3 protein-coding genes are annotated in these 3735 nt (G+C 66.8%); 2 read left to right on the top strand and 1 reads right to left on the bottom strand.

What is annotated here, in order from left to right:
* Positions 1-83: 83 nt before the first annotated feature.
* Positions 84-860: an enoyl-CoA hydratase gene (locus tag HMPREF3115_RS21545; protein ID WP_070555973.1), complete on the bottom strand. Its 777-nt coding sequence runs from the start codon at positions 858-860 to the stop codon at positions 84-86.
* Positions 861-988: 128 nt separating this feature from the next.
* Between HMPREF3115_RS21545 and paaN the strand changes: the two genes are divergently transcribed.
* Positions 989-2695 carry a phenylacetic acid degradation protein PaaN gene (gene paaN / locus HMPREF3115_RS21540; protein ID WP_070555964.1) on the top strand — a complete coding sequence of 569 codons (1707 nt, stop codon included), beginning with the start codon at positions 989-991 and terminating at the stop codon, positions 2693-2695.
* An 86-nt stretch (positions 2696-2781) separates the two neighbouring features.
* A partial coding sequence (locus HMPREF3115_RS21535) for an acetyl-CoA C-acyltransferase (protein ID WP_070555978.1) occupies positions 2782-3735 on the top strand: 954 nt, incomplete at its 3' end.

Below are 3735 nucleotides of genomic sequence, written 5' to 3'. Positions count from 1 at the left end.
GCTGCGGGGCAACGACGCGCGGGTCCTACTGCATTGCGCGCTGCGCCGTTGGCATCAACGGCCGCAGCCACCGCGCAATGCCATCACCGGTTCTTGAACACCGGCTTGCGCTTCTCGACGAACGCCGCCATCCCTTCCTTCTGATCCTCGGTCGCGAACAGCGAGTGGAACAGCCGGCGCTCGAAATGAACGCCTTCCGCCAGCGTCGTCTCGTACGCCCGATTCACCGACTCCTTGATCATCATGACAGCGGGCAGTGAAAACTCGGCGATCGTCGCCGCAGCCGACAACGCCTCGTCGAGCAGCTTGTCCGCCGGCAGCACGCGCGATACGAGCCCGGCGCGCTCCGCCTCGTCAGCATCCATGAAGCGCGCAGTCAGGCACATGTCCATCGCCTTCGCCTTCGATATCGCGCGCGGCAGGCGCTGCGTGCCGCCGGCGCCCGGCATCACGCCCAGCTTGATTTCCGGCTGGCCGAATTTCGCCGTATCGGCGGCGAAGATGATGTCGCACATCATCGCAAGCTCGCAGCCGCCGCCGAGCGCAAAACCGGCGACCGCTGCAATGATCGGCTTGCGGATCTGGCGCACCGTCTCCCAGTTGCGCGTGATGTAGTCGCCGCGGTACACGTCCATATAGGAATAGGTGGCCATCATGCCGATGTCCGCTCCGGCCGCGAAGGCCTTCTCGCTTCCCGTTACGACGATCGCGCCCACGGCGTCGTCCGCGTCGAACGCCTTCAGCGCTGCGCCCAGCTCGTCCATCAGCGCGTCGTTCAGCGCGTTCAGCGCCTTCGGCCGGTTCAGCGCGATCAGTCCGACACGCCCTCGCGTCTCCACCAGGATGTTCTCGTAAGACATCTATTTCTCCTCGATCAATGAATTGAGAAACGCCTCGCACACGCGAATAGTTTGATGCTACCATTCTCCGACCAACCGGTCGGTTAATTAATCGATCCAACCCTTCTCACGTTCATCAGGCCGCCGTCATGACCCATGCACTGTTCACGAAGCACGAAGACACGCTGAAACGCGCACTCGCCGCCATCGAGAGCCGCGGATACTGGAGCCCGTTCGCCGAAATGCCGAGCCCCAAAGTGTACGGGGAAAGCGGCAATGCAGACGGCGAAGCCGCGTTCAAATCGCACCTGGGCAAGACCTTCGAGCTCGACCAGCCGGCCAGCGGCGAGACGGTCGGCGCGGAACGTTCTCCGTATGGCGTCGCGCTCGACATCCGGTATCCGAAGTCGACGCCCGATGGGCTGATCGCCGCCGCCGGCGCTGCCCAGCGGGCGTGGCGCGAAGCCGGCCCGAGCGCGTGGATCGGTGTCAGCCTCGAGATCCTCGCGCGCCTGAACCGCGCCAGCTTCGAAATCGCGTACAGCGTGATGCACACGACGGGCCAGGCATTCATGATGGCGTTCCAGGCCGGCGGCCCGCATGCGCAGGACCGCGCGCTCGAGGCCGTCGCCTATGCGTGGGACCAGTTGCGCCGCATCCCGGCCGATGCGCATTGGGAAAAGCCGCAAGGCAAGAACCCGCCGCTCGCGATGCAGAAGCGTTACACGATCGTCCCGCGCGGCACCGGGCTCGTGCTCGGCTGCTGCACGTTCCCGACCTGGAACGGCTATCCCGGCCTGTTCGCCGATCTCGCGACCGGCAACACGGTGATCGTGAAGCCCCATCCCGGCGCAATCCTGCCGCTCGCGATCACCGTGCGGATCGCGCGCGATGTGCTGCGCGAGGCCGGCTTCGATCCGAACGTCGTGACGCTGCTCGCCACGGAGCCGAACGACGGCGCACTCGTGCAGGACCTCGCGCTGCGCCCCGAGATCAAGCTGATCGACTTCACCGGCAGCACGCAGAACGGCACGTGGCTCGAACGTCACGCCCATCAGGCGCAGGTCTACACCGAGAAGGCAGGCGTCAATCAGATCGTGATCGACTCGACCGACGATCTGAAAGCCGCCGCGAAGAACATCGCGTTCTCGCTCGCGCTGTACTCGGGGCAGATGTGCACCGCGCCGCAGAACATCTATGTGCCGCGCGACGGCATCCGCACCGCCGACGGCCATGCGAGCTTCGACGAAGTCGCGCAGGCGATCGCCGGCGCGGTGCAGAAACTCACCGGCGACCCGGCACGGTCGGTCGAGCTGATCGGCGCCATCCAGAACGACGGCGTGACGGCACGTATCGACGCCGCGCGCGCAGTCGGCCGAGTGCTTCTCGATAGCCAGACGCTTCAGCACCCCGCCTTCCCCGACGCCCGCGTACGCACGCCGCTCGTGCTGCAGCTCGATGTCGCCGACCGCGAAAAATTCACGCAGGAATGGTTCGGGCCGATCTCGTTCGTGATCGCGACCGACTCGACTGCGCAGTCGCTCGATCTCGCTGGCGAAATCGCCGCCGAGCACGGCGCGCTGACGCTGTCCGTCTACAGCACGGCCGACGACGTGATCGACGCCGCACACGAAGCCGCGGTGCGCGGCGGCGTCGCGCTGTCGATCAACCTGACAGGCGGCGTGTTCGTCAATCAGTCGGCGGCATTCTCGGACTTCCACGGTACGGGCGCCAATCCGGCCGCGAACGCGGCGCTGGCCGATGCCGCATTCGTCGCCAATCGCTTCCGCGTGGTTCAGAGCCGCGTCCATGTTGCGCCGAAGGCGGCGCCCGCGGAAGTCGGCCAACCGGCATAACCCGAATGGCGGACGTGCAAACGCCGCCACATTCTCTACCATGAACGAATCCGCCATCCGGCGGGTTCGTCGCCTTCCGATACGCCATGACTGACGCCTATATCTGCGATGCCATTCGCACCCCTATCGGCCGCTACGGCGGCGCCCTGAAAGACGTCCGCGCGGACGACCTCGGCGCGGTGCCGCTGAAGGCGCTCGTCGAACGCAACCGCGACGTCGACTGGAACGCGGTCGACGACGTGATCTACGGCTGCGCGAACCAGGCCGGCGAAGACAACCGCAACGTCGCACGCATGTCGGCGCTGCTGGCCGGGCTGCCGACCGCCGTCCCCGGTACGACGCTGAACCGGCTCTGCGGCTCGGGCATGGACGCGATCGGCACGGCCGCGCGCGCGATCAAGGCCGGCGAAGCGCGGCTGATGATCGCCGGCGGCGTCGAAAGCATGACGCGCGCGCCGTTCGTGATGGGCAAGGCCGCGAGCGCGTTCGCGCGTCAGGCCGACATCTACGACACGACGATCGGCTGGCGTTTCGTCAATCCGCTGATGAAACAGCAATACGGCGTCGATTCGATGCCGGAGACGGCCGAGAACGTCGCGGTCGACTACGACGTGAGCCGCGCCGATCAGGACCTGTTCGCGCTGCGCAGCCAGCAGAAAGCCGCCCGCGCGCAGCAGGACGGCACGCTGGCCGAAGAAATCGTATCGGTCACGATTGCGCAGAAGAAGGGCGATCCGCTCGTCGTGTCGCGCGACGAGCATCCGCGCGAGACCTCGCTCGAAGCGCTCGCGAAGCTGAAGGGCGTCGTGCGTCCGGACGGCACGGTGACGGCCGGCAACGCGTCGGGTGTCAACGACGGCGCGTGCGCGCTGCTGCTCGCGAATGCGGAAGCGGCCGACCAATACGGCCTGCGCCGCCGCGCGCGCGTCATCGGCATGGCGACCGCCGGCGTCGCGCCGCGCGTGATGGGCATCGGCCCGGCGCCGGCGACGCAGAAGCTGCTGCAGCAACTCGGCATGACGATCGATCAGTTCGACGTG

The organism is Burkholderia sp. HMSC10F09, from assembly GCF_001806955.1.
Taxonomy (GTDB): domain Bacteria; phylum Pseudomonadota; class Gammaproteobacteria; order Burkholderiales; family Burkholderiaceae; genus Burkholderia; species Burkholderia multivorans.
Note: the sequence above shows the minus strand (reverse complement) of the source record. Positions and strands in the feature narration are given on the sequence as shown.

Bases quoted from the DNA above. Each gene is read 5' to 3' on its own strand.
- HMPREF3115_RS21545 (WP_070555973.1), bottom strand. From the start codon at position 860: ATGTCTTACGAGAACATCCTGGTGGAGACGCGAGGGCGTGTCGGACTG.
- paaN (WP_070555964.1), top strand. From the start codon at position 989: ATGACCCATGCACTGTTCACGAAGCACGAAGACACGCTGAAACGCGCA.